This window comes from Sutterella megalosphaeroides (genome assembly GCF_003609995.1).
Lineage (GTDB): Bacteria > Pseudomonadota > Gammaproteobacteria > Burkholderiales > Burkholderiaceae_F > Sutterella > Sutterella megalosphaeroides.
Genome location: NZ_AP018786.1, coordinates 2,093,386 through 2,116,924, shown reverse-complemented (window position 1 = coordinate 2,116,924; position 23,539 = coordinate 2,093,386). Strand labels below are relative to the sequence as shown.

19 protein-coding genes, 1 tRNA gene and 1 CRISPR repeat array are annotated in these 23,539 nt (G+C 62.5%); of the genes, 9 read left to right on the top strand and 11 right to left on the bottom strand.

All coding sequences use genetic code 11. The annotated features are described in order from the left end of the window. Positions 1-3 precede the first annotated feature (3 nt). Positions 4-1,012: a CRISPR direct-repeat array (repeat unit 29 nt; unit sequence GTATTCCCCGCGCAAGCGGGGGTGTTTCC). 153 nt (positions 1,013-1,165) lie between these two features. Together cas1e and cas2e are read left to right on the top strand one after the other, a co-directional pair. After that, positions 1,166-2,023 (top strand): type I-E CRISPR-associated endonuclease Cas1e, encoded by an 858-nt coding sequence (gene cas1e / locus S6FBBBH3_RS08395; protein WP_120177875.1) that lies wholly within the window; start codon positions 1,166-1,168, stop codon positions 2,021-2,023. Next, positions 2,017-2,295, top strand: a complete 279-nt coding sequence (gene cas2e, locus S6FBBBH3_RS08390; RefSeq protein WP_120177320.1) for a type I-E CRISPR-associated endoribonuclease Cas2e — start codon at positions 2,017-2,019, stop codon at positions 2,293-2,295. The genes cas1e and cas2e overlap by 7 nt, the downstream gene beginning before the upstream one ends. 101 nt (positions 2,296-2,396) lie before the next feature. Here the strand turns inward: cas2e and S6FBBBH3_RS08385 are convergent. The 8 genes from S6FBBBH3_RS08385 to S6FBBBH3_RS08350 form a co-directional block, all read right to left on the bottom strand. Further along, positions 2,397-2,484 (bottom strand) — tRNA-Ser (locus tag S6FBBBH3_RS08385). Positions 2,485-2,556: 72 nt separating this feature from the next. After that, entirely contained in the window at positions 2,557-3,987 is a 1,431-nt protein-coding gene (locus tag S6FBBBH3_RS08380) for an amino acid permease (protein WP_170143900.1), read from the bottom strand. 219 nt (positions 3,988-4,206) lie between these two features. Further along, positions 4,207-4,596: a cytochrome c3 family protein gene (locus S6FBBBH3_RS08375; protein WP_170143899.1), complete on the bottom strand. Its 390-nt coding sequence runs from the start codon at positions 4,594-4,596 to the stop codon at positions 4,207-4,209. Between the two features lie 14 nt (positions 4,597-4,610). After that, the gene (locus S6FBBBH3_RS08370) at positions 4,611-6,146 is read right to left on the bottom strand and encodes an FAD-dependent oxidoreductase (protein WP_120177318.1); all 1,536 of its coding nucleotides are present in this window, start codon (positions 6,144-6,146) and stop codon (positions 4,611-4,613) included. A gap of 67 nt (positions 6,147-6,213) precedes the next feature. Next, on the bottom strand, positions 6,214-6,951 hold the full coding sequence (locus S6FBBBH3_RS08365; RefSeq protein ID WP_120177317.1) for a response regulator transcription factor: 738 nt from the start codon (positions 6,949-6,951) through the stop codon (positions 6,214-6,216). Between the two features lie 61 nt (positions 6,952-7,012). Next, complete coding sequence (locus S6FBBBH3_RS08360; protein WP_120177316.1) at positions 7,013-9,097, bottom strand: sensor histidine kinase; 2,085 nt, start codon at positions 9,095-9,097, stop codon at positions 7,013-7,015. Between the two features lie 4 nt (positions 9,098-9,101). Continuing rightward, on the bottom strand, positions 9,102-9,356 hold the full coding sequence (locus S6FBBBH3_RS08355) for a hypothetical protein (RefSeq protein WP_120177315.1): 255 nt from the start codon (positions 9,354-9,356) through the stop codon (positions 9,102-9,104). A 69-nt stretch (positions 9,357-9,425) separates the two neighbouring features. Further along, a complete protein-coding gene (locus S6FBBBH3_RS08350; RefSeq protein WP_120177314.1) occupies positions 9,426-10,388 on the bottom strand; it encodes a DMT family transporter in 963 nt (320 codons plus the stop codon). 129 nt (positions 10,389-10,517) lie between these two features. Between S6FBBBH3_RS08350 and S6FBBBH3_RS08345 the strand changes: the two genes are divergently transcribed. Continuing rightward, a complete protein-coding gene (locus S6FBBBH3_RS08345; protein ID WP_123957685.1) occupies positions 10,518-11,246 on the top strand; it encodes a hypothetical protein in 729 nt (242 codons plus the stop codon). A 42-nt stretch (positions 11,247-11,288) separates the two neighbouring features. Here S6FBBBH3_RS08345 and S6FBBBH3_RS08340 read toward each other — a convergent pair whose 3' ends face one another. Next, positions 11,289-12,242, bottom strand: coding sequence for a DMT family transporter (locus tag S6FBBBH3_RS08340; RefSeq protein WP_170143898.1), 954 nt, complete (start codon positions 12,240-12,242; stop codon positions 11,289-11,291). Between S6FBBBH3_RS08340 and S6FBBBH3_RS11120 the strand changes: the two genes are divergently transcribed. From S6FBBBH3_RS11120 to S6FBBBH3_RS08315, 6 genes are all read left to right on the top strand, one after another. Then, positions 12,241-12,633 carry a hypothetical protein gene (locus S6FBBBH3_RS11120; RefSeq protein ID WP_170143897.1) on the top strand — a complete coding sequence of 131 codons (393 nt, stop codon included), beginning with the start codon at positions 12,241-12,243 and terminating at the stop codon, positions 12,631-12,633. The two genes, S6FBBBH3_RS08340 and S6FBBBH3_RS11120, sit on opposite strands and share 2 nt — an antisense overlap. A gap of 130 nt (positions 12,634-12,763) precedes the next feature. Further along, on the top strand, positions 12,764-14,128 hold the full coding sequence (gene dcuC, locus S6FBBBH3_RS08335) for a C4-dicarboxylate transporter DcuC (protein WP_120177311.1): 1,365 nt from the start codon (positions 12,764-12,766) through the stop codon (positions 14,126-14,128). 127 nt (positions 14,129-14,255) lie between these two features. Beyond that, positions 14,256-15,542, top strand: a complete 1,287-nt coding sequence (locus S6FBBBH3_RS08330) for an amidohydrolase (RefSeq protein WP_120177310.1) — start codon at positions 14,256-14,258, stop codon at positions 15,540-15,542. A gap of 8 nt (positions 15,543-15,550) precedes the next feature. Further along, entirely contained in the window at positions 15,551-16,093 is a 543-nt protein-coding gene (locus S6FBBBH3_RS08325; RefSeq protein ID WP_120177309.1) for a MarR family winged helix-turn-helix transcriptional regulator, read from the top strand. 146 nt (positions 16,094-16,239) lie between these two features. Then, on the top strand, positions 16,240-17,784 hold the full coding sequence (gene gpmI / locus S6FBBBH3_RS08320) for a 2,3-bisphosphoglycerate-independent phosphoglycerate mutase (protein ID WP_120177308.1): 1,545 nt from the start codon (positions 16,240-16,242) through the stop codon (positions 17,782-17,784). Positions 17,785-18,028: 244 nt separating this feature from the next. Beyond that, positions 18,029-18,616 carry a type I phosphoribosyltransferase gene (locus S6FBBBH3_RS08315; RefSeq protein WP_120177307.1) on the top strand — a complete coding sequence of 196 codons (588 nt, stop codon included), beginning with the start codon at positions 18,029-18,031 and terminating at the stop codon, positions 18,614-18,616. Positions 18,617-19,114: 498 nt separating this feature from the next. On the opposite strand, the gene S6FBBBH3_RS08310 is transcribed toward S6FBBBH3_RS08315, so the two are convergent. Then, positions 19,115-21,832, bottom strand: coding sequence for a heavy metal translocating P-type ATPase (locus S6FBBBH3_RS08310; protein ID WP_197714301.1), 2,718 nt, complete (start codon positions 21,830-21,832; stop codon positions 19,115-19,117). A 202-nt stretch (positions 21,833-22,034) separates the two neighbouring features. Continuing rightward, complete coding sequence (locus S6FBBBH3_RS11290; protein ID WP_120177306.1) at positions 22,035-23,417, bottom strand: RluA family pseudouridine synthase; 1,383 nt, start codon at positions 23,415-23,417, stop codon at positions 22,035-22,037. Between the last annotated feature and the right edge of the window lie 122 nt (positions 23,418-23,539).

The following is a 23,539-nucleotide window of genomic DNA, read 5'->3' as shown; positions in this document are numbered from 1 at the left end:
GCTGTATTCCCCGCGCAAGCGGGGGTGTTTCCGGGACCTACACGCTCCGGGCCTTTTCGATCCCGTATTCCCCGCGCAAGCGGGGGTGTTTCCGGCTCGGCGGGCGGCCTTTGTCTTGGTCCCGTGTATTCCCCGCGCAAGCGGGGGTGTTTCCGCGGACTGGACGGGCATGCAGTTCGGTATGAAGTATTCCCCGCGCAAGCGGGGGTGTTTCCGACGATTGCGGGCGTTCCGCACGTTTTCGCGTGGTATTCCCCGCGCAAGCGGGGGTGTTTCCAGCTTCAGTCTGAGAACAAGGCGGCAAAGGAAGTATTCCCCGCGCAAGCGGGGGTGTTTCTGACGCCCGACTCGATCAAGTTCAACGCCGGTCGGTATTCCCCGCGCAAGCGGGGGTGTTTCCGGCGCGGGTTGCGGGGCTCGGAGCAATACCAAGTATTCCCCGCGCAAGCGGGGGTGTTTCCGTCGTACGTACCGGGCGCGTTGTGGTCGGCCAGTATTCCCCGCGCAAGCGGGGGTGTTTCCTCATCCATCGCGGCATTGTGCTGGCGGCGCGCGTATTCCCCGCGCAAGCGGGGGTGTTTCCTGATGAGCGCACTCGTCCCAGTCCTCGGCATTGTATTCCCCGCGCAAGCGGGGGTGTTTCCGGGCATCGGTTGGCCTTTTCGGCCGCACAGGGTGGTATTCCCCGCGCAAGCGGGGGTGTTTCCTCATCGACTCGATCACCAAAGGAGGAAACCAAGTATTCCCCGCGCAAGCGGGGGTGTTTCCTGAGACGTGCGTTTGTCAAGCGTAGCGAGAATGTATTCCCCGCACAAGCGGGGGTGTTTCCGTGACGAGTTTGAACGCCGCAAAGGCGCCCGCGTATTCCCCGCGCAAGCGGGGGTGTTTCCCTTGCGATTCTCGTTGTCGACCTCAACTTTCAGTATTCCCCGCGCAAGCGGGGGTGTTTCCGGCAGGCTTCAAGCGCGAATCACGCGCCATATGTATTCCCCGCGCAAGCGGGGGTGTGACTTTCTTTGATGGTTAATTATTCGTTAATTGATGAACTAAACGCAAGAATATAGATTTGTCAATAGGCAAACATTAAGTCTTATTAAGGCTGTGTTTTCTTTCGTATGTAGGAGATTTATTTGTTTCGATGGTTATTTGAATGTTAGGTGGATTTATGGCAAGAAAGATATTTTTAAAGTTGACGAGGGATTTATATCCACAAGTTAAGGATAGATATCCGTATGTCTATCTTGAGCATGGAAGATTGGAGGTTGACGATAGTAGCGTCAAATGGATTGATTCGGAATGCCATGTTGTTCGCATACCTATTGGTCTGGTTGCTGCTATCTTATTGGGGCCTGGAACAACTATTACGCATGAAGCTGTCAAGATTCTCTCTTCGGCAGGATGTACGGTCTGCTGGATAGGCGCGGAAGGTTTGGCGTTTTATGCTTCTGGCGTATCACCAACATCGGACTCTAGAAATCTGCTGCGACAAATTACAATGAGTTGTGATCCTGATTCCCGTTTATTGGTTGCGCGTCGCATGTTTTCTCAACGATTCCCGGGGCTTGACTTGGGTGATAAGTCAATACCGGAGATGATGGGAATGGAGGGTATTCGAGTCCGGAAAATGTATTCCGAGATGGCTCAAAGGTACGGTGTAGATTGGTCAGGTAGAGCTTATATTCCGGGAAGACCCAAAGACAGTGATTTGGTGAACTCTATTTTAACTTTCAGCAACGGTTTACTTTATGGCGTTGCAACGACAGTTATTGTTGCCATGGGATATAGCCCACGGGTTGGTTTTGTTCATTCTGGGTCACCAATGCCATTTGTTTATGATATGGCAGATTTATATAAAAAATTCTTGACAATAGATTTGTCTTTTTCGATGGCATCCAGAATGGATAAATCCGGATTTGATAGAAAATCAGTTATCGATGAGTTTTGTTCGCGGGCGCTTGAGATGAATCTTTTGGAGGTAATGGCGAATGATATTGTCGAGATTTTGAGGGAGCCGAAATGCTAGTCATATCCGCAAAAGACATACCGCCTTCTATTCGAGGGAAACTGAAGGGATTTTTCATTGAAGTTAAGCCGTATGTCTTGGTTTCCGGTGTCTCGGATGCATTGGCAAGAAAGATTGTTGAGGAAATCGTCAAGGCTTGTGGAAATGACTATGAAATGACGATTTTGGAATCTCTTCGTAGACCGCCGGGATATAAGGTTTGGTATTTAGGTCGGCCTGATGGCAATAAAATTATTGAGATAACAGGGATGCAGTTGCTGTTGGAGGATTGATTTCCTGGAAAAATGACAATTTTTAGAAGTGCCGTTTGTAAAAAATGTTTCTTTTAAAATAAAAAAGCCCGAACAGTATGAACTATTCGGGCTTTCTTATTTGGCGGAGGCGATGAGATTCGAACTCATGAACCCTTGCGAGTTGCCGGTTTTCAAGACCGGTGCATTCAACCGCTCTGCCACGCCTCCAAAAAGATCATTGGATTGTACTGAAGAGGAGCGGATTTTTCAAATCCGCATATCGCGGATGAGGAACGGGCCTCAGGGCGCGACTTCTTGAGGCTCGCCGTGTTGCGGACGCCGTGCGGCGAGCTTCGGATAGACGAGCAGGCACCCGATGAAGAAGGGAAGGCCGACGATGAGCGCCAGGCGCTGCTCGGGGTCGAAGGCCAGGCCGACGCAGGCGATGCAGCAGAGCACGATGGCGGCCACGGGTACGAACGGGAACCAGGGTGCGCGGTAGGGGAGCTCGTCGAGCGACCGACCTTCTTCAAGCCAGCGCTTTCGGAAGTTGATGTGCGCGAGACTGATCGACATCCAGACGACCACGACCGAGAAGCCGCAGAGAGCCGTCAAGAAGACGAAGACCGTATCGGCCGCCACGACCGAGGTGACGAGCGTGGCCCAGCCGCCCAGCATCGAAACGACGAGCGCCGTGACGGGGAGGCCGTTCTTGCTTTGCTTGGCGAGAGCCTTGGGCAGCATGCCGTCCTTCGAGAGCGACCAGAGCATGCGCCCGCTCGCGAAGAGGTTGGCGTTGGCGGCGGAAACGACGGCCGTGAGAATCACGAAGTTGAAGATGCTCGCGGCGTAGGGAATGCCGAGGCGTTCGAAAATCGTCACGAAGGGGCTCTTGAGGATCGTCGCTTCTTCGGGCGGAAGAAGCGCTGCGAGAATGACGATCGTACCGATGAAAAAGACGACGAGGCGCACCACGGTCGTGCGAATCGCCATCGGGATGACGCGCTGCGGGTTTTCCGTTTCACCCGCAGCGACCCCGATGAGTTCCGTACCCGAGAAGGCGAAGAAAACGGCCACCATGGTCGTCACCATCGGGAGGATGCCGTTCGGGAAGGGGCCCGCTTCGGTGAGGTTCTTGAAGTAGGGGGCGGGCGAGCCGTCGGCCAGCGGAAGAACGCCGAAGACGGCGAGACCGCCCAAGATGATGAAGACCTGAATCGTCACCACCTTGATGAGCGAGAAGACGAATTCGCCTTCGGCAAAAAGTCGACTCGTAAAGACGTTCATGCCGAGAACAAGCACGCAGAAGACGAGACACCAGAGCCAGACCGGCGTGTCGGGGAACCAGTACTGCATGGAGAGGCCCGCGCCGAGAAGGGACGTCCCGACGCAGACGGTGCAGGTGAGCCAGTAGAGCCACGCGACGGTGAACCCCACGCGCGGAGAAATGTACTTTGAGGTGTAGAGGTGGAAGCTTCCGGTGTGGGGCATCGCCACGCAGAGTTCGCCGAGCGACAGCATGACGAAATAAACGAGCGTGGCGCCGACGAGGTAGGCGAGAACGGTGCCGAGCGCGCCGACTTCACCGATCACAAACCCCGTGTTGAAAAAAAGACCCGTTCCGATCACGCCGCCCAGGGAGAGCATGATCAGATGTCGGGCCTTCATCGTGCGTTCGAAGGAAGAGTCGTCCACGGCGTGGGACGTATGCGGCGTTGTATCGGCGGACATGAGTAAGGGGATTCGGATTTTTTGTAAGGCTGGAAAAACGGCCGACGGCTCCGGTTCGGGAGGGTGAAGACGTCAACCGATGAAAAAGGCACGACATTGTACCTAAGCTCAAGGCCTTACGCAAAAATCTCACGCGGAGACCGCGGCATGCCAACAAACAAAAACCCCGACCGGGGCCCGGTCGGGGAGAAGATTTCGTGCGGGTACTGCCGCCGGGGATCAGCGAGGCGCTTTGAGGCCCCAGGGCTCGATGTCGTGGCACGTCTGGCACGTGGTCGTGCTGGGTTTGTGCTCCTTATGACAGTTGACGCACTGGTCGTCGCGGCCGAAGTGGAAGTTGTCGTGCGGGTTGACGGGCGCGATGCTCGTCTTCGTCTCACCCGTCACGGGGTTCGTAAAGCTCGTCGTGAAGTTGAAACGCTCGGTGGCTTTGACGATGTCGTCGGACTTGTGGCACGTGAGACAGGTCGAGCGGTCGGGCGCCGTAAAGCCCTTCGCGTGACAGGTGGAGCATTCAAAGCCCTTATGCTTCAGGTCGACGGCCGAGGCCTGAAAGGTCGGGGTGAGAAGGAGGGCGGCGAAGGCCGCGGTAAGGAGGTGCTTTTTCATGGATGACATCCTTGTCAGAGGCTCTTCTTGGCGGAGTTGACGGCGCTTTCGGCGGCGAGCATGCCCGTCACCGAGCAGTCGGGCATCGAGCAGGCCGTAAGACGCTCGGCACCGTGAATGCCGCCCGCGGCTTCGCCGACCACCCAGAGCCCGGGAAGGGGCGTGCCGTCGGAGAGCTTGAGCGCGCGCGCTTCGGTGTCGGTAAGGATGCCGCCCGGGCAGTAGTCCCAACGCGCGGTCATCGGAATGCCGTAGAAGGGGCCGGTCTTGCCGATCGGTCGGACTTTGCGGCCCGAGCGCTCGAGGTCCTTGCCGAAAGCGGAGTCGCGACCCGCGGCGATGTCGGCGTTGTACGCGTCGATCGTCGCCCGGAGCGCCTTCGGATCCGTCTCGAAGTGACGGGCGAGGGCTTCGAGCGTGTCGAACTTGTACATCGTGCCGTTGCGACCGTTGAGGCCCGCAAGGCTCTTGGCGGCGCGACCGAGGTTGTGGAAGAGTTCGAGCGCGGCGTCGTCGTAGACGATGAAGGGCATCTTGCCCGACGATTGACGAACGCGCATGCTCGCGAGTGCAATAGCGTTGCGCCCGAGCGACTCGGCACAGTAGCGTTTCCCGGTTTTCGCGTCGATCGCGACGCCCCAAATGAAGTCTTCGGTCGGCAGAGCGAAGCTGAAGCGGTAGAGACCGAGCTGCACGGGACGGGCGCCCGCACGGATCATGCTCTTCAGAGCGCCGGCCGTGGCGCCTTCGGAGCAGGAGTTCGACGTGTGCTCGAGGTAGGGCACTTCGTCCTTCATGAATTCCTTGTCGCGCGCGTAGCCGCCCGTGGCCATGATGACGCCCTGACGAGCGCCGAAACGCTTGACGGCGCCCGATCGGTTGTCGCGGTCGTCGTTCGGAAGCGACGCGTCGAAGAGGTAATGGGTGCGCACGACGACGCCCGTCACGCCGGTTTCGTCGAGAATCAGCTCGTCGAGCTTCGTCGAAGGCATGACGGTGAGGTTCGGGTAGCGCTCGAACGACGCCCAGAGGCTGCGCAAGATGCCCGCACCGCCCCCTTCGGCGATGAGACAGCGCTTGGCCGAGTGGCCGCCGAGCTTCAGAAGATTCTTCCACTTCACGCCGTGCTCGGCCATGACCTTTTGAGCACGAGCGGTGTTGCGCGCCACGTTGAGGGCGCGTTCGCGGTCGGCAAGGCCGCCCGCCACCTTGGCCATGTCGTCGACCATGGCTTCGGGGGTGTCTTCGATCCCTTCGGCCTTCTGACGATCGCTGCCGACGCACGAGAAGTCAAGCGCGCTGTAGCGCGACGTGCCGCCGAGGCGATTGAGCTTTTCGATGAGAAGCGTCTTGGCGCCCGAGCGGGCGGCCACAAGCGCGGCCATCGTGCCGCTGATGCCCGAACCGACGACGATGATGTCGTAGACGGCGTCAAACGCGGGAGCCGTGCTTTCGTTTGCACGAGCGGTCGGAGCGAGAAGGGAGCCGGAGCCGGCAAGGCCGAGGCCCGCGGCGGCCCGACCGAGGAAAGATCGACGGGAGGTCTGCATGGGATTTCTCCGAAGGGAAAAACCGTACGGTAATCCCGGTTTGTTGCAAAAAGATTGCAACCGCGTTTCAATCGTCGCTCTCGTCGCCGTAATCGTCGTCGTAGTTGGAGAGATCGCCGAGGAGGTACCCGACAGAGGAGTACGACGAAAGCACGCGAGGCGAGAGGCCGAGTCCCGCGATTTTTTTCCGCAGTCGAGCAATCGCCACGCGAAGGTGCGAGGTGTCCGCGTACGGATCGTCGGGCCATCCCACGCGAAGGAGTTCTTCGTAGCGCACGACGTTTCCCGGGCGTGAAACGAGCGGCGTGAGGAGCCGCAGCTCGCGTCCGGTCAGAGCGGCCGAGCGACCGCGCCACTCGATGCGACACCGTTCGGCGTCGAGAAGAAAGTCGCCCGTCGAAATGCGGCTCTCCTCGCTTCGATCGGCACCGTGCCCGCTTCGGCGCAAAAGCGCCCGAATACGGAGTTCCAATTCCGGCAACGAAAAGGGTTTGACGAGGTAGTCGTCCGCCCCCGTCGTGAAGGTGCGCCGCTTGTCGTCGAAAAGATCGCGCGCCGTCAGAATGATCACCGGCACGTCGCTCGTTTCGCGCAGACGCGCGAGCGCTTCGTGCCCGTCCATCTCGGGCATCATCAGGTCGAGGAGCACGAGATCGGGCTTCACGGAGAGCGTATGGAAAAGCTCAAGGGCGGTCTTGCCGTCGCAGGCTTCGCTCACGGCAAATCCTGCGGCCCTGAGATGCTCGGCGACAAGCTCGCGAATGCGCGGTTCGTCGTCGGCGACGAGGATGAGGGGTTGGGTCATAAATGCCTCGCGAACCTCCGTCGTTGTAAGAAAGCAGTGCGTCAACCGGCCCGATCGGTCGTCAAGGCGAGGGTTGCGGCAGTCGAAGCGTAAAGCGTGTGACGCCCCCGGCGCAAGAAGCTTCAAGCGTGCCGCCGTGCGCGGTGCACACGGCCCGACAAATCACGAGCCCCAGACCGGTGCCGCCCGTGCGGCGTCGCGTTCCTTGAGAGACCTGATAGAAGCGGTCGAAAATACGCTCCAGGTCTTCGGGTGCGATGCCGATGCCGCGGTCGCACACGTCGATGACGATGTCGTTTCCCTCGCGCCGTGCCGTCACCGCGACGACGGGCTTTTTGTCGGGTTTCGCGTAGCGGCACGCATTCGTAAAGAGATTGACAAACACGTCGGTGAGGGCACTTGCGTCCGCAAAGATGCACTCCGCCTCCTCGTCGACCGAGACCGAAAAGTCGAAGTCGTACCTCGCGCGTACGAGCCGTCGGGCTTTGCGCAGGAGGGGATCGAGCTGAACGACGCTCGGGTACACGGTAAAGGTGCCCCCGTCGATGCGCGCGACCGAGAGCCAGTCGTGAACGATGTGTCGCAAATGGTCGAGGTCGCGATCGAGCGCTCGCAGTCCTTCGTGGGGCCCGAGCGTGCTCTCGAGCCGTTCGACTTGCAGGCGGCATGCGGTGACGGGGGTCTTGAGTTCGTGCGCTACGATCCCGAGAAGGTCGTCCTTCATGCGCTTCAAAGCTTCTCGATCGGTGACCGACTCGACGAGCAGAGCGTAGCCCTCCGCAAGCGTCGAGCGTCGCGCGGAAAAGGGGAAAACGTGCAGCGCAAAGGTTTCGAGCCTGCCGTCGTCATTGCGCACGTCGACCGTCGTCGTGTCGGCGGCATCGGGCGTAGTCCAGTGCGCGCGCGCTTCGTCGACGAGACGCTCGGCCACGCGGTCGTTCAGAGACGTCGCCGCACGGTTTCTGAGGTGCGGCTTCCAGTCGGCGTCGAGCAGCAGGAAGGGAAGCTCGATTCCGTCGAAGACCGATCGGAAAAGGAGCTCCTCGGCCTCGAGTTCGCGCGCGCGTTGCTCGGCGGTGGCGGAAAGTTGAGCGTTTCGCGCGTCGAGCGCACGGCGCACCTCGCGATAGACGCGTTGCACGTGACGCAACTCGTCGGGACCGCGCCGGATGGTCGTGCGGTCCGTGCCGAAACCCCGTGCGTCGAGATCCTCTTCCAACTGTCGGAACGCCCGACGCAGCGGTCGGCCCGCGGCCCAGCCCGCAACGAGCGTGAGAAGCAGTACGGCGCTTGCCAAAAGTGCGGTACGTCGCTCGATGCGGCGCCGCTCCGCGGAGCGCAGGCTTTCGGGCTTCGAGACGACAATGGCCCAGCCGGAGACGGAGTCGGGGAGGTGCGCTACGGTGACGAAGCGTCGCGCCGAGCCCAAGCCGATCAGACTGCGATCGTCGGGTACTTCGGGCCAGGTTCGCACGTGCGGCGCGGTCGAAGCGGGCCAGACGATTTGGCGCTCGGGCGTAAGCACCGTGAGCTGAAGCCCGCGCGAGGAAAGCGAGCCTTCGATTTCATGCAAAAGCGCCTCAAGCTCGACGGCTCCCGACAACAGCAACTCGGGCGATCCCGGGACATCCGCCGCAAAGGTCAGGATGGGCGGCGCTTCGCGGTTTTGGGAGCTTGTGAGAACGGGGGAAAAGGCGACTCCCTCCAGCCCCCGGCGTTTGGCGGCGACGTGCCATCGGGTCGAATGGTCGACGCCGAGAAGAGCGCGGCCGTCCGAAGCGTGCGGGGGATAAAAGGCCGCCACGCGAGCGCTCTCGGGTGCGAGGCGGTCGACGTGCAGATTGTTGAGCGTCGGGAAGCTTTTGACGACGTCGCGTAGCAACAGTTCGACCTTTTCGGGCGAAACGGGCGTCGGTTCGGCGCGCGCCGCCTCGCCGACCGAGCGGGCCGCGTAGCGCGCGAGCTGCGCGAGCGTTTCGAGCCGCTCTTCAACGAGACGCGCCGCTTCGTGCGCGGCGCGGGACTGCTCGGCATCGCTTTCGAGAATGCGACGATCGACGTCCCCGCGCTGGAGCACGCTCCAAGCGAAAAAGGGCACGATCGCCGTCGCGGTCAGTGCGAGTGCGATGTACGAACGGAATCGCATCGACTTACTTCAGATGACGCAACATCTGCGCGGCCGAGGGCTCGATCCCGCCCGAGGCCGGATCCTGCATGAGTTCGGCCAAACGGTCGGCGGCGTCGGGCGTCACGAGAATCGAACGGGCTTCGCGGTCGCGCGAGGCAATGAGCTCGATGCGACGAAGGAGTTCGGTTTCAAGATCGGTGCCGTCGCGCTCGCAGACGGCACGCGCACGCTCAAGCGTTTCGGCGGGAACGGAAAGAGTCAGGACGATATCGGACATGGTCGTATTCTCCGGAGGGGCTGAGGGGAAAGGGGAGAACGGGAGAACGGTGCGTCGGCAACGCTCGGGTCAGGCGGCCTCCGTCGCATCCGAGCCGAGCCGCGACTCGGTTTGCGGCTTCCCGGCGCTCTTCGGTTGCGGGAGCTGCGCGAGCACCACGGCGCCCGCCATCAGAACGCAACCGAGGAGTTCGCGCTCCGAAAGTACTTCGCCGAGAATCGCCCATCCGGCAAGCACGGAGACGACGCTCTCAAGACTCATGATAAGGGAGGCGACGGTGTCGTTCATGCCGCGTTGCCCGACGATCTGGAGGGTATACGCAAGGCCGTTGCTCATGATGCCCGCCCAGAGAATCGCAATCAGGGCGCCCCGGAGACCCTCGATGGTCGGGTCTTCGAAAATCAGCATCATCAGCGCGGCGATGACGGAGCCGAAGGCAAACTGCGTGACGGCAAGCTCCACCCCGTCGACGCGCGTGACGAAGTGCGAGATGACCAGGATGTGGAGCGAAAAAACGAAGGCACAGAGGAAAATGAAAAAGTCCCCGAGCTCGATCGAAAAGCCTTCGGGCGGAACGCACAGGTACCAGAGACCGACGAGCGAAAGGACGACCGCGACGAGCACGAGCTTGGAGACGCGCTTTCCGAGAAAGAACCCGAGAAATGGGACGATCACGATGTAGAGCGCCGTGATGAAGCCCGCTTTGCCGACCTCGGTGTCGTGAACGAGCCCGAACTGCTGGAGCGATTCGCCCGCAAAAAGGCACAAGCTGCAAAGGAAACCCCCGAGAAGGAGCCGCTTGCGGTACGCGGGCGTCGTGCGTTCGGCGTAGGTGTCGGGCCGGTTGCGGGCGAGACGACGACGGGCGAAAAACACCCAGGGAAGCAGAACGAGCGTGCCGAGCGCCATGCGGGACGCGGTGAACGTAAAGGGACCGACGTGGTCCATCCCGACCGACTGGGCGACGAACGAGAGCCCCCAGATGGTGGCGGTGAGTAGAAGCAGGAGCGATTGGCGCAGTTCGAACAGCATGAGTGTCTCCGAAGATGTTCTGCCATTGTGCCTGCGATTCGGGCGTCTCGGGCCCCGTCAAGCTAAGGAAAACACCCGAGTTACAGGGAAAAGGATGAAAAATCGGGGACCTGACGGGCGGTATGATGAATGAAAAAACCCGTTCTCCATTCTTTTTCGACCCTCCGAGGCAGCCCGATGCGCCCGACCCCCGATCCCGAACTCCCGGAACTTCCCGAGCATTGCGACGTCTACGACCGGCTCGGCCTCACGCGCGAGAAGCTCGAATACATGCTCGAGCACGCCGCGAGCGAGCGCATGCCCGACGGCGTGCGCGAGGTACGGCTCTTTCTCGCGGACGTGGCGGACGCGTTCGCGACGACCGTGCCCGTGCCGCTTCCGTACGTCGACATGAACGAAGACATCGTCGAGTACGTCGAAGACGAGGTGTCGGGCGTGCCCGAGACGGACCCCGTGCGGATCGTTTTGCTGCTGCCGCCCGAGGCGGTGAACGCGGGCGACGAAGCGCTCCTTCAGGCGATGACGGCTCGGTATTTCAAGGAGCGCATCGCGCGGCGGGCTCGAGAAGCCCGCGAGGCCTTGCGAAGCGTGGGGACGGCGTGCTTCTGGGGGTTCGTTTTCATGCTCGGGTGCCAAGTCGTGCGGTGGCTTGCCGACTTTCCCGACTACCCGACGGTCACCTCGACGATTTCCGAAGGGATGCTCGTTCTCGGGTGGGTGGCGCTTTGGAATCCGTACGACCGATTGCTCTTTTCCTGGTGGCCCGCCGTGAAGCGGCTTCGGCTCGTGCGTCGCATCGCGCGGGCGGAAATCGTTCTGAGAGCGGCTCCGTTCGACCTCTCCGCCTTCAAAAGGTAACCCGCGGGCGAGGAACCTTCCCGCCCCCGCTTCAGACGTTTCTCAGGCGTCCGCCTTCAGCACGATTGCCAACCCCGCCAGAATGCCCGCCAGCGCGAGAACGCCCGTGAGGGTCACGGCCTCGCCCGCCACCGTAACGGCGAGAAGAAAAGCGGTCACCGGTTCGACGAGCGAGAGCGCGACGCCCGTCGAGGCGCGGATGCCTTTCAGACCCGTCGTAAAGAGAAGGTACGCGCCCCCCGTCGTCACAAGACCGAGGTAGGCGACCACCCGCAGGTCGGCGGGGGCCATGTCGGGCGTGCCCGAAATGAGAAATGCGGCGGGCAACGCCACGAGCATCGCAAAGAGAAACGTCGCGCTTGTGGCGCGCAAGGGCGTCGTGCGACGCACGAGCGACTTCGAAAGAAGCGTGTAGGAGGCGTACATAAAGCCCGCAAGGAGACAGAGGCCGAGCGCTCCGAGGTCGAGCTGCGCGCCGGTTGTTCCCGAGAGCGCGAGAAGCGTCCCGGAGGCGACGGCAACGACCGTCCCCGCACACCACAGAAGGGGTGGACGCTTTTTGAAGACGATCGTTTCCAGCAACCCCGCCCAAACGGGAGCGCTCCCGATCACGGCCGCGGTACCGACGGCAATGCCCGCGGCTTTGACGCCGGCAAAAAACGCAAGGTTGTAAAAGCCCATCGCGAGCCCCGCAAAGAGCGCGAGCCCGAAGGGAAAGCGCTCGGCGTGCGTCGCGTCTTCGCGCGATCGACCCGCCACGAGCAGCAAAAGCCCGAAAAAGACCGTGGCGAAGATGAGACGCAGAGCCCCCACCCAGGCGGGGGCGAGGCCCCCGACGATGAAGGTCTGAGCCGTTCCGACCGTACCCCAGAGCGCGGCCGCCGCGGCAACGAGCAGAGCGCCTGCGACGGGCGAGACCGAGGGCGTGCGCGGTTGCGACAGGGACTGCAACGAGGGCGAAAGACTCTCGGAAACGGAACTCGCGGAATCGGCCATGGGCGTATCTCCAGAAAAGGCGGGTTTGACCATCTCATCACGGGGCGCGGCGCTCGTCGCGACGAGCGGCGTGTGCGGGCAACGGGCGAATAAAAAGCCTCGAGCCGCACCCTCTCCCTCAAGAGGTGTTGCTCGAGGCTTCGATCCCTTCACGGATGGCGACGAAAACGTCCGTGAGGTGCGCTTTCGTCTGCATGAGGTGAACTATAGCACAAATTTCTCTTCGTGTGAAGATATTTCACGTGAAGAGAAAGTTTTCTTTTTTCCACGGGGTACCTCGCACGGCATTTCCCGAGAAAGCCTGGGGGACAAGGAAAAAGCCGCAAATGGACGGAAAAACCGATCGTGCGGACGCAAAATTTCGGAAAAGTTACAGTTTGATTCGAATTAAGAAATCTTCAGATCAAGATAAAAAGTAGGACGACCTACGGGGTTTCCCGACGCGCGGAGCCCTGAAAATCTTTAACATCTCGCGTTTTCCCAACGACGGAGCGGCCTTACGGGCCGCCGATGAGACAAACATGCTGGAAGTGATCCTCTCCCTCGTGGCTCTCGTGGTGGCCGGCTGGGCCATTGCGAAGAACTACGACGCCAAGGTGGTGCTCTTTGCCACCGGCCTCGTTCTCCTTTTCGCCGCGCTCGCGCTCGGCCATCCGGTGCTTGCCGAAAAGGCGAGTTCGGGGCTGGCGTGGGTCGACCCCTTCAAGGTCGTGAAGGACCTCTTCGTGAAGCAGTACTCAAACGCGGGTCTCATCATCCTCACGCTCTTCGGCTTTGCGGCCTACATGTCGCACATCGGCGCGAACGACAAAGTGATCGAAGTGCTCTCGCGTCCGCTCGCCGCGGTGCGTTCGCCCTACGTGCTCGTTCCGCTCGTCTTCTGGATCGGCACGATTCTCTCGATCATCATTCCGAGCGCTTCGTCGCTCGCCGTCATCCTCATGGCGACCCTTTACCCCGTCCTTCGCGCGGCGAAGATGAGTCCGATGACGGCTGCGGGCGTCATCGCCACGACCGCCACGATCGTTCCGACGCCGCTCGGGGGCGACAACGTGGTGGCCGCGCGCGTGCTCGGGTTCGAACACGTCGTCGACTACGTCTTCTACCACCACGCGCCGATCACGATTCCCGCGATCGTCGTGATGGGCATCGTGCACTACTTCTGGCAGAAGTACATGGACAAGCGCGACGCCGGTCGCCAGACGGCCGAAATCGACGAGTCGAAGCTCGCGACGAAGGCCGCGGACGCTCCCGCCTACTACGCGATCTTCCCGATTCTCCCCCTCATTCTCACGATCTTCTTCTGGGCGGCCTTCAAGTCCGTGAAGGTGGGTCTCGTTGAAATCACGATCTTCTCGTTTGCGCTCGCGTTCGTAACGGAAATGATCCGCAAGCGCGACGCCAAGGCGACCCTCAAGGACGCGAACCTCTTTTTCCGCGGCATGGGGGACGGGTTCTCGCGCGTCGTGGTGCTGATCGTCGCCGCCTCGACCATGGTGGCGGGGCTCTCCTCGATCGGCGTCATCGACATGATTTCGCACTCGCTCTCCGACGTTGAAAACGCGGGCACGGGTCTCATGTTCGCCTTCTCCGGCATCACCGCGCTCATCACCTTCATTTCGGGCTCCGGGAACGCCGTCTTTTACAGCTTCATCGAGCTTATCCCGCAGATTGCCGAAAAGGCGGGCGTTGATCCCATCATGGTGGCGCTCCCGATGCAGTGCACGTCGAACCTCATTCGCGCGGCTTCGCCCGTGGCGGCCGTGACGATCATCGTGGCGGCGACCGTGAAGGCGAACCCCCTTGAGGTCGTCAAGCGTACGAGCGTGCCGCTCCTTTCGGGCTTTGTCGCCGTACTCGTCTTCTCGCTCGTTCGTTACGCGTAAAGCGCGGGCGCCCGAGCCCTAAAAAACCGGGACCCCAGCGTCCCGGTTTTGTTTTCCGACCGAATTTTCCCGTATTCTCACTTGACCGCGGCGCTCTGCGTCGCTCCATATCCCATCGGAGGCTTACATGTCGTTCCAGGAACCCGTCAACGCTACGGATATTTGCGCGCTTCGCCGCGACGTTCACCGCTGGCCCGAACCCGGTTGGGCCGAGTTCGTTTCTTCGGCCCGCGTGATCGAGCACCTCGAAAAGGCGGGTCTCAAGGTCCTGTGCGGTCGCGAAGTGATCAACGACGCCTTTATCCGCGGCGCGAACAAGAAGCAGATCGAAGCGGGCCTCAAGGCCGCGCGCGAAAAGGGCGTCTCGGAAGAAATCCTCAAGCGCCTCGACGGCGTGACGGGCATTGCGGGCATTCTCGAAACGGGCCGTCCGGGTCCGGTCGTGGCGCTCCGATTCGAGCTTGACTGCGTCCCCGTCACGGAAACCGCCGCCCCCGAACACACCCCGAACCGCGAAGGGTTCGCCTCGCAGAACCCCGGCTACATGCACGCCTGCGGTCACGACGGCCACCAGGCGGTCGGCATGGCGCTCGCCGACTGGCTCGCCGCCAACCGCGACAACCTCTCGGGCACCGTGAAGCTTCTCTTCCAGCCCGCCGAAGAAGGCGTGCGCGGCGCGCGTCCGATGGCCGAAAGCGGCATCGTCGACGACGTCGACTTCCTCTACTGCATGCACGTGGGCTGCGACATCCCGGGCGGCGAAGTGGTCGTCGCTCCCGAAAAGTTCCTCTGCACGACGAAGGTGGACTTCCGATTCCAAGGGACGCCGTCGCATGCCGGCATGCAGCCCGAAGTGGGCCGCAACGCCCTGATGGCCGCCTCCACTGCGGCGCTTGCGTTGATGGCGCTTCCCCGCCACGGCGAAGGCATGACGCGCGTCAACGTCGGCTACCTCCGCGCGGGCGAAGGCCGCAACGTGATTGCGTCGACTGCCGAAATGCAGGTCGAAGTGCGCGGCGAAAACGAAAAGATCAATACGACGATGTTTGAGGAAGCTCTTGCCCGCGTCGAAGGCGCGGCGGCCATGTACGGCTGCACCGTCACGCACGAAGTGATGGGCGAAGCGGTCGACTTCGTGCCCGACGCTCAGGCGCGCGACTTCGCGGCGGAAGCGGCCGCCAAGGCCCCCTACGTCGAAAAGGTCGTCGAAACGATGAACTTCAACGGCTCGGACGACGCGACGGTGCTCATCAAGCGCGTGCAGAAAAAGGGCGGCGAAGGCGCCTACATCGTCGTGGGCTCGAAACTTGACGCCGGTCACCACCAGGCGGCTTTCGACTTCGAGGAAAAGCGCCTCGAAACGATCTTCGCGATCTACCGCAACCTTCTCGTGCGCCACAACGGCGGCAACTGATCGGCGAGATGCAGTCGCAACCCGACGCCAACGTGCGCGACCTCCGGGACTTCGTCGATTCGCTCGAAGAAGAGTGGCTCGCCGAGGTGCCCGACCTTCATACGGACGGGATCCCGGTCGTTGCGCGTCTCGTGCGGATGAGTTACTACATCGCGCGTCGCGTCGACGAGAATCTCGCGCGCTTCGGCCTGAACCGGGGCGAATTCGAGGTGCTCGCCGTCCTGACGCGCAATCCCGGCCGTACGATCACGCCGAAAATCCTCCAGGAAAAGATTCTCATCTCTTCGGGGGGGCTTTCGAACCGCATCAAAAAGCTCGAGGAAAAGGGCTGGCTCGTGCGCCGCACCGATCCCGAGGACCGACGCGGCGTGATCCTCGAAGCAACCGAGGCGGGGCGGGAACTGACGCTCAAAGCCGTCACGTCGCACGTCGAGGTGGAGCGGCAGATCGTGGGCGGAATCTCTCCCGAACACCGCGCAACGCTCGCGCGGCTTTTGAAGGAGCTGATTCTCACCCAGGGCGGAGAACTCAACCGCGACGGTCTGCAATAATCCTCACCATTGGAGCGCGCCCCGGTTTCAAAGCCGACGGTTTCGAAACCGGGCGCCCGATTGCGCGACGCGCATGGCCCAAACGAGCCGCAAACCCCGAACGTCGGGTTTGCGTAGGTTGAATTGACAGCAAACGAGGTTAACCGATGAGCCGCAAGGTCCTTTTGATGATTCTCGACGGTTGGGGACGGGGCGACGGTTCCGCCGCCGACGTGATTTCCGCCGTTCGTCCGCCGTTTCTGACGGCTCTGGCCGAACGTTGGCCGCATGCCGAACTGCGTACCGACGGGCTCGCCGTGGGGCTGCCCGAAGGGCAGATGGGGAATTCCGAAGTCGGACACCTCAATATCGGCGCGGGCCGCGTGGTCTTTCAGGATCTCGTGAAAATCAACCGCGCGTGCCGCGCCGAGGCGGACTCGCCCGAGGCGCTCGCCGCCAACCCCGAAGTGCGCGCGCTCTTTGAATACGTGAAGTCGACGGGAGCGGCCTTGCACCTGATGGGGCTTTTCTCCGACGGGGGCGTGCACGCGTCGAACGAACATCTCGAGCGCTTCATGAAGCTCGCGCTCGAAGAAGGGGTGTCCGATCGCACGTTCGTCCATGCCTTCACCGACGGGCGCGACACCGACCCGAAGAGCGGCCTCGGCTTCCTCAAGGCCGTCACGGCGAAGTGCGCCTCGGGTGAACTCGGCGGCCGCGTGGCGAGCCTCGTCGGTCGCTACTACGCAATGGACCGCGACAAGCGCTGGGAGCGCGTGCGCGTTGCTTACGATCTTCTCACGAAGGGCGAAGGCGAAGCGTCGTGCGACCTCGTCGCCGCACTCGAAGCCTCCTACGCCGCGGGCGTTACCGACGAATTCGTGAAGCCCGTCGTGCTCGCGGACGAGGCGGGTTCGCCCGTCGGTCGGATTCGCGCGAAGGACGCGGTGCTCTTCCTCAACTTCCGCAACGACCGTGCCAAAGAGTTGACGAGCGTTCTCACGCAGGAAGCCGTCGAGGGGATGGAACCGATGCCCCTTTACTTTGCGACGATGACCCCGTACGACGCGAAGTTCCGGGGGTTGCATGTCCTCTTCCCGAAAGAAAACGTCGTCAACACGATCGGCGAATGGGTCGCGTCGAAGGGCCTCAAGCAGTTGCGGATCGCGGAAACCGAAAAGTACGCGCACGTGACGTTCTTCTTGAACGGCGGCCGCGAAGAGACGTTCGAAGGCGAAGACCGCATTCTCGTTCCGAGCCCGAAGGTCGCGACCTACGACTTGAAGCCCGAAATGAGCGCTCCGGAAGTGGCCGAAAAGCTCGCCGCGGCACTTGCCGCGGGGACGTACGACTTCGTGGCGCTCAACTTCGCCAACGGCGACATGGTCGGGCACACGGGCGTCTATCCCGCGATCGAAGCCGCGGTGCGCGCGGTCGACGAAGCGGCGAAGACGGTCGTCGAAGCGGCAACGGCTGCGGGCTACGAGGTCGTACAGATCGCCGACCACGGAAACGCCGACAACGCGGTCAACCCCGACGGCTCCCCCAACACGGCGCACTCGACGAACCCCGTCCCGATCGTGGTCGTCTCCGATCGCGTCGCCTCGGTCGACTCGGGCGTGCTCGCCGACGTCGCGCCCACGGTGCTCGCCCTCATGGGGGTGGAGCCGCCCGCGGAGATGACGGGGCGCGTGCTCGTAGAGTTCAAGTGAGTACTCACACCCGTTTGGTTTTTTTATTTACCCTTCAACCCCAAGTCGCCTCGAGTCGATCGACCAGATGGCAGGCCCCCGCGGTCCCGCTCCCTCTTTTTCGGGGACCGCGCTCACGGCCCTCCTTCGCGCCGATCGAACCGGCGGATTCAACCCCGCCGGAATGCCCCCCGGGGCGACGCGCCCCCCGCACGGATGACGCAACAGTTTCCCGTTGTTTGTATTTTTTTCTCGGAGATTCCTCGTGAAATACTTTGACTTCGAAATCTGCGGTCTCAAGCGCAAACTTCCCTACGTGCGCGTGGCCGACAACCTCGCGCTCGCGAGCTTCGTGTGCCTTTCCGACACGGAACTCGTTCAGACGGTCGCTCCCGAACTCGTGAAGCGCCTCCCGGAAGTGGACGTCCTCATGACCGCCGAAGCGAAGGGGATCTGCCTCACGTACGAAATGAGCCGCCTCATGGGGATGAAGGAATTCGTCGTGGCGCGTAAGAGCAAGAAGCCCTACATGCAAAACGCCATCTGCTTCTCGGCGCGGTCCGTCACGACCCAGAAGGAGCAGACCCTGTGGCTCGACGGCGTTGAGGCCGAGAAGATTCGCGGGAAGCGCGTCGCTCTGATCGACGACGTGATCGCCACGGGCGAGTCGCTTGCCGCCATCGAAAACCTCGCCGTCGCGGCGGGTGCGAACGTCGTCGCGCGCGCGGCGATTCTCGCCGAACTCGAAGCGGTCGACCGCAAGGACATCATCTACCTCAAGGAACACTACGTCTTCCGTCCGAACGAAGACGGCACGTTCACGCCGATCAAGAGCCTCAAAGAGGTGGAATGATTGAATAAGGCCGAATAGGGGGGGAAGAGACGAATTCCGTTTTCGTCCGACTCCCCGTATTCCGGACTCGTCGACCGTTCTTGGCAGCCGCCCCGAACCGAATCGGGGACGCTTGCGAAGGGCGGTCGATTTTTTTGTGGGGCTTCCGCGGCCTTTCTCGCGGTTCGCGCGTTCCCGTTCGAAAAGAGAGGAAAACAAAATCGGAGCACCGGTCGTGTTTGCGTGCGACATGATCTGACGCACACCCGTGCGAAACTCTCTTTCAAGGACGCGGCGCCCGAGTCGCGAAGGACTTCCTCTCCGCGAGGAAGACCGGCTGCGGTTACGTTCTTGGGGTCGGTGAGATTCGATAAAGGGAAACGCCCGGGGTGTCGGCGTTCGGATCGCACCGACCGAAAACGAAAAGGCGAAGTCTTTCGGACTTCGCCTTTTTTCCAGGAGCTTCATGAGGCGCAGCGGCCTCATGAGAAGCTCAAGCATTCGGCTTGAAGTGAAGGCTTACTTTACGGTTTCCACCGACGTCGCCTTGAAGCCGAGACCGTTCACGGTCGCGATGAGGAGTTCGTCCGTGACGAAGTCTTCGGCTTCGACGCGGGCGAGCTTCTTTTCGAGGTCCGCCTTGACGGACTCGACCCCGGGGACCGCCCCGAGACCCTTTTCGACGTTCGCGGTGCAGTGGCCGCAGTGCATGCCTTCGATGTGAACGATTTTTTCCATGACGATTTTTTCCTTGGTGTGAGTGCCGGTCGCAGCCGACGAGGTGGTGAGTTCGGAGTTGTCGATCGCAAGGCGCGCCGTCTCGGACGCCTTCGGGCGGAAGCGCCGCAGGCGCAGTGCATTCGTCACGACGCAGAAGGACGAAAGGCTCATGGCGGCAGCCGCCATCATCGGGTTGAGGTTCAAGCCCTGCGCCGCAAAAAGGCCCGCCGCCACCGGAATGCCGATCGCATTGTAGATGAAGGCCCAGAAGAGGTTTTCGCGGATGTTTTTGAGGGTCGAGCGCGAAAGTTCCACGGCGGCGACGACGTCAAGGAGCGAATCGCGCATCAAAACGACGTCGGCGCATTCGAGCGCCACGTCCGTCCCGCGCCCGACCGCAGCGCCCGCATCGGCGGCGGCAAGTGCCGGAGCGTCGTTGATGCCGTCCCCGACCATGAGCACCTTGTGCCCGGCCGCGCGCAGGTCCGCGACCGTGCGGGCTTTGCCGTCGGGAAGAACGCCCGCGACGACTTCGTCAATGCCCACCTTGCGCGCCACGGCCTTCGCCGTCACGGCGTTGTCGCCCGTGAGCATCACGACCGTGAGCCCGAGGCCTTTAAGGGCCTCGACCGCCGCGGCCGAATCGTGCTTCACGGTGTCGGCCACGCGAATGAGACCGAGAAGACTTGCTGCGGCGCCTTCCGGAGCGCGGCCGTCCACCGTCAAAGCCTCCGACGAAGACCCCGTCCAAAGAGGCGTTTCACCCGAACGGGCGGCGTCTTCGGCTTCTATGCGCAGCGCTTCGGGCAGCGTCCCTACGACGCGCTCCGCAAAGTCCGCGTTCCCGACGAAATAGGTTTTCTTCCCGATTTTCCCCGAGATGCCGAGCCCCGCAAACTGGCGGAAGTCGCAGGCGGCCTGCAAGGGGAGCTTTGCTTCGCGCGCGGCCGCAAGAATCGCGGCCCCGAGCGGGTGCTCGGACCCCGCTTCGAGCGACGCCGCCGTCATCAAAAGAGCCGACTCAAGCCCCGGGATCGCGGCCTTCGTCCCCGTGACGGAGGGCTTCCCTTCGGTGACGGTCCCCGTCTTGTCGAGAACGACGTGCGTGACCGACTGAAGCGTTTCCAGAGCCGTCGCGTTTTTGAAAAGAATCCCGCGCAGCGCCCCCTGACCCGTCCCGACCATGACGGCCGTGGGGGTGGCGAGCCCCAACGCGCAGGGGCAGGAGATGACAAGCACCGAGACGGCATGCGTGAAGGCGGTCTCAAAGGTCGCCCCGAGCGCCAGCCACACGAGAGCGGTTGCGAGGGCAATGAGGATCACGACGGGGACGAACACGCCCGAAATCCGGTCCGCAAGCCTCGCAACAGGGGCTTTCGACGAGGTCGTTTCGTCCACAAGCCGGATGATGCGCGCAAGCGCCGTGTCTTCGCCGACACCCGTTGCGCGCACGGTGACGTAGCCCGCGACGAGGTGGGTCGCACCCGTCACGGTGTCGCCCGCACGTTTCGTCACGGGAAGGCTCTCGCCCGTCATGGCGGATTCGTCCACCGACCCCGTCCCTTCGAGCACCACGCCGTCGACGGGAATCGTCATCCCGGTTTTGACGACAACGGTTTCGCCCGCGAGGACCTCTTCGCGCGGCACCGTCATTTCGCGTCCGTCGCGCACCACGATCGCTTCGCGGGGAGCGAGGTTGACGAGCTTTTCGACGGCTTCGGAGGTTTTCCCCTTGGCGCGCGCTTCGAGGGCTTTGCCGATCGTGATGAGGGTGAGAATCATCGCACCCCCTTCGAAGTAGAGGTTATGCGCGAGGTGCGCGACGCGGTCCGTTTCGCCAGCTCCGAGCGCGACGCTCATCGCAACGAGCGCCCAGAAGCCGTAGAGGTACGAGGCGCCCGAGCCCACCGCAACGAGTGAATCCATGTTGGGCGCGCGATCGACGAGCGCCTTGAAGCCCCGGAAGAAAAACGCGCGGTTGAGGTACGCGGGTCCGAGCGACAAAAACATCTGAAGCTGCGCGTTCGCCAGCACCCCTTCGGGGGGCGAAAGCCATGCGGGGAGAGGAATGCCCAGCATCGGCCCCATGGAGAGCGTCATGAGGGGAATCAAAAAGACGAGCGACCCCACAAGGCGAACGGTCATTTCGCGCTTGACGCGTTGGGCTTCGCGCGCGGCGGGCGAAGCGTCCGAGCCCGAGGAAGATCGAGCGGCACTCTTGGCGTTCCCTTTTCCGCCCGTGCCGCCCGTCGGCATCGCGTCGTACCCCGCACGGCGCACGGCCTCGACGATTGCGTCGGCGCTCTCGGCCGGAGCCGTTACGGTGAGGGTGTTTTTCAGAAGGTTCACCGCGACGTCGCGCGCTTCGGGAAGTGCCTCGACGGCACGCTCGACGCGGGCCGAGCACGCCGAGCAGCTCATCCCGGTCACGTCGAAGCGCAGATGCGCCAACGCGGGGCAGACGCCGCCGTCGGCGGCGGGGGCGGCGGATTCGTTGGATTCGGTCGGTTTGGTCATGGCGGGAAATGCAAACGAGACTCAATCGGGATTCGAAAATTTATACGCCCGATCGGACGGAAGTGCAATACGCCGTTCGGGTGTATGACATTCGTGCGGGCGTCCTCCCTTGAGGAGAGTTCGACGGGACCCACCCGATCCTTCCGCCATTCGTCCGTTACCCTCATGTCATCCGCCCGGCACGTTTTCGTCGTTTGCGGGTTCAGAAGAGGAGCCCCTCGAAGGGCGCGGGCGCCTCGAACCGGAGCCGCTCACCCGTGCGCGGGTCGTCGAACGAAAGGAGCCGCGCGTGCAGGCACAGGGGCGTCTCGGGCGTCTCCGCGGCAAGCCCCGCGGGACCGTAATAGGGGTCGCCGAGAATGGGGGTGCCGAGCCCCAGGGGGTGCGCGGCGTGAAGGCGCAGCTGATGCGTGCGCCCCGTTACAGGCTCGAGCGCGACGTGCGTGCGGCTTCGCCCGCGCGCAAGCACCGCGTAGCGGGTGACGGACGCGCGCCCGCCTTCCGCCGCACACTGGCGCAGGCGGTCGAGCGGATGGGTGGTAAGGGGAAACGCGATTTCGCCCGACTCGGGCACCGCGGGATCGAGCACGCCTTCCAAAATCGCTTCGTAGCGCTTCTCGACGCGCCCTTCGCGAAAGGCTGCCATCAGCGCGCGCGTCGCCTCGGTGTTCTTCGAATAGACGAGCAGGCCCGACGTATCCATGTCGAGCCGGTGAACGGGGGTGAGGGTGACGGTGTCGGGGGCCGAGCCTTGAGCAATCATGCGTGCCGTGAGCGTCATTGCGTCGTCAAGCCCCAAGGTCCCCGGAACCGACAGAAGGCCCGAGGGCTTCACGATCACAACCCAATCGTCCGTCTCCGCCACGATCTCGGGGCGCTTTGCGAGCACCCGCGGGTCGGTAAGCCGCGGGTCGGCCGCGGTCGGCGTATCGGCAAGAAGCCTTTCGACGAGGGGCTTCACGGTCGTGCGGGGCGCGAGCCACATCAAGGGGTGCTTCACGTCGAAGACGGGGGAGGGCCCTTCCCACCATTCGCCGTAAAGCCGCAAAAGCCCCGCTCCCGTCGCATGGGCGGCGTTCAAAATTCGGGGTGCGGGGGCCGAAGGCGCATCGAGGAGCGCGCGCATCCAGTGCGCGCGCGTGAGATTGAGCCCCGCACCGCCTCCGCGGGCGATTTTGAGGGGCTTCGCGGCAAAAAGCGCTTCGGCGAAGTCGAAGAGCCGAAAGGTTTCCCCGCGGGCGTCGACGAGCTCGGTCGTTTTCGCCGCAAATTCGAAGGCCGCCGCTTCGACCGTGCCCGCGAGGCGGTCGGCGGCCGGAAGCCGCGACCCCTCGTCCCGTTCGGGCTCGCGAAAGGGTTCGTGCGCGACGACCAGCTCCACCCCTCGGGGCCCGACGAAAAGGCCCGCCCCCGTGCGACCGCAAAGTCCTGCGGCCTCGTACGGGAAAAAATTTCCGCTTCGAACCGCATCCCTCAGGCGCACGAGCGCCGGGTGCGGCGCACCGTACCAGAGGTTCGGAAGGAGGTCGGGGAGCGGACCGAGCGCTTCGAGGTCGCGCTCACCCAAGAGGCGGCGAATGAGCATGGGGAATCGACGGATGGTCTGAAGGAATGAAAAAGGCCCTCATTGTAGCTGTCCGAGGCGGGCGGCCGTTCGGAAGCTTTGGAAGCGTTCGGGAGCGTTCAGAACCGCAGGTGCCGCTCCAT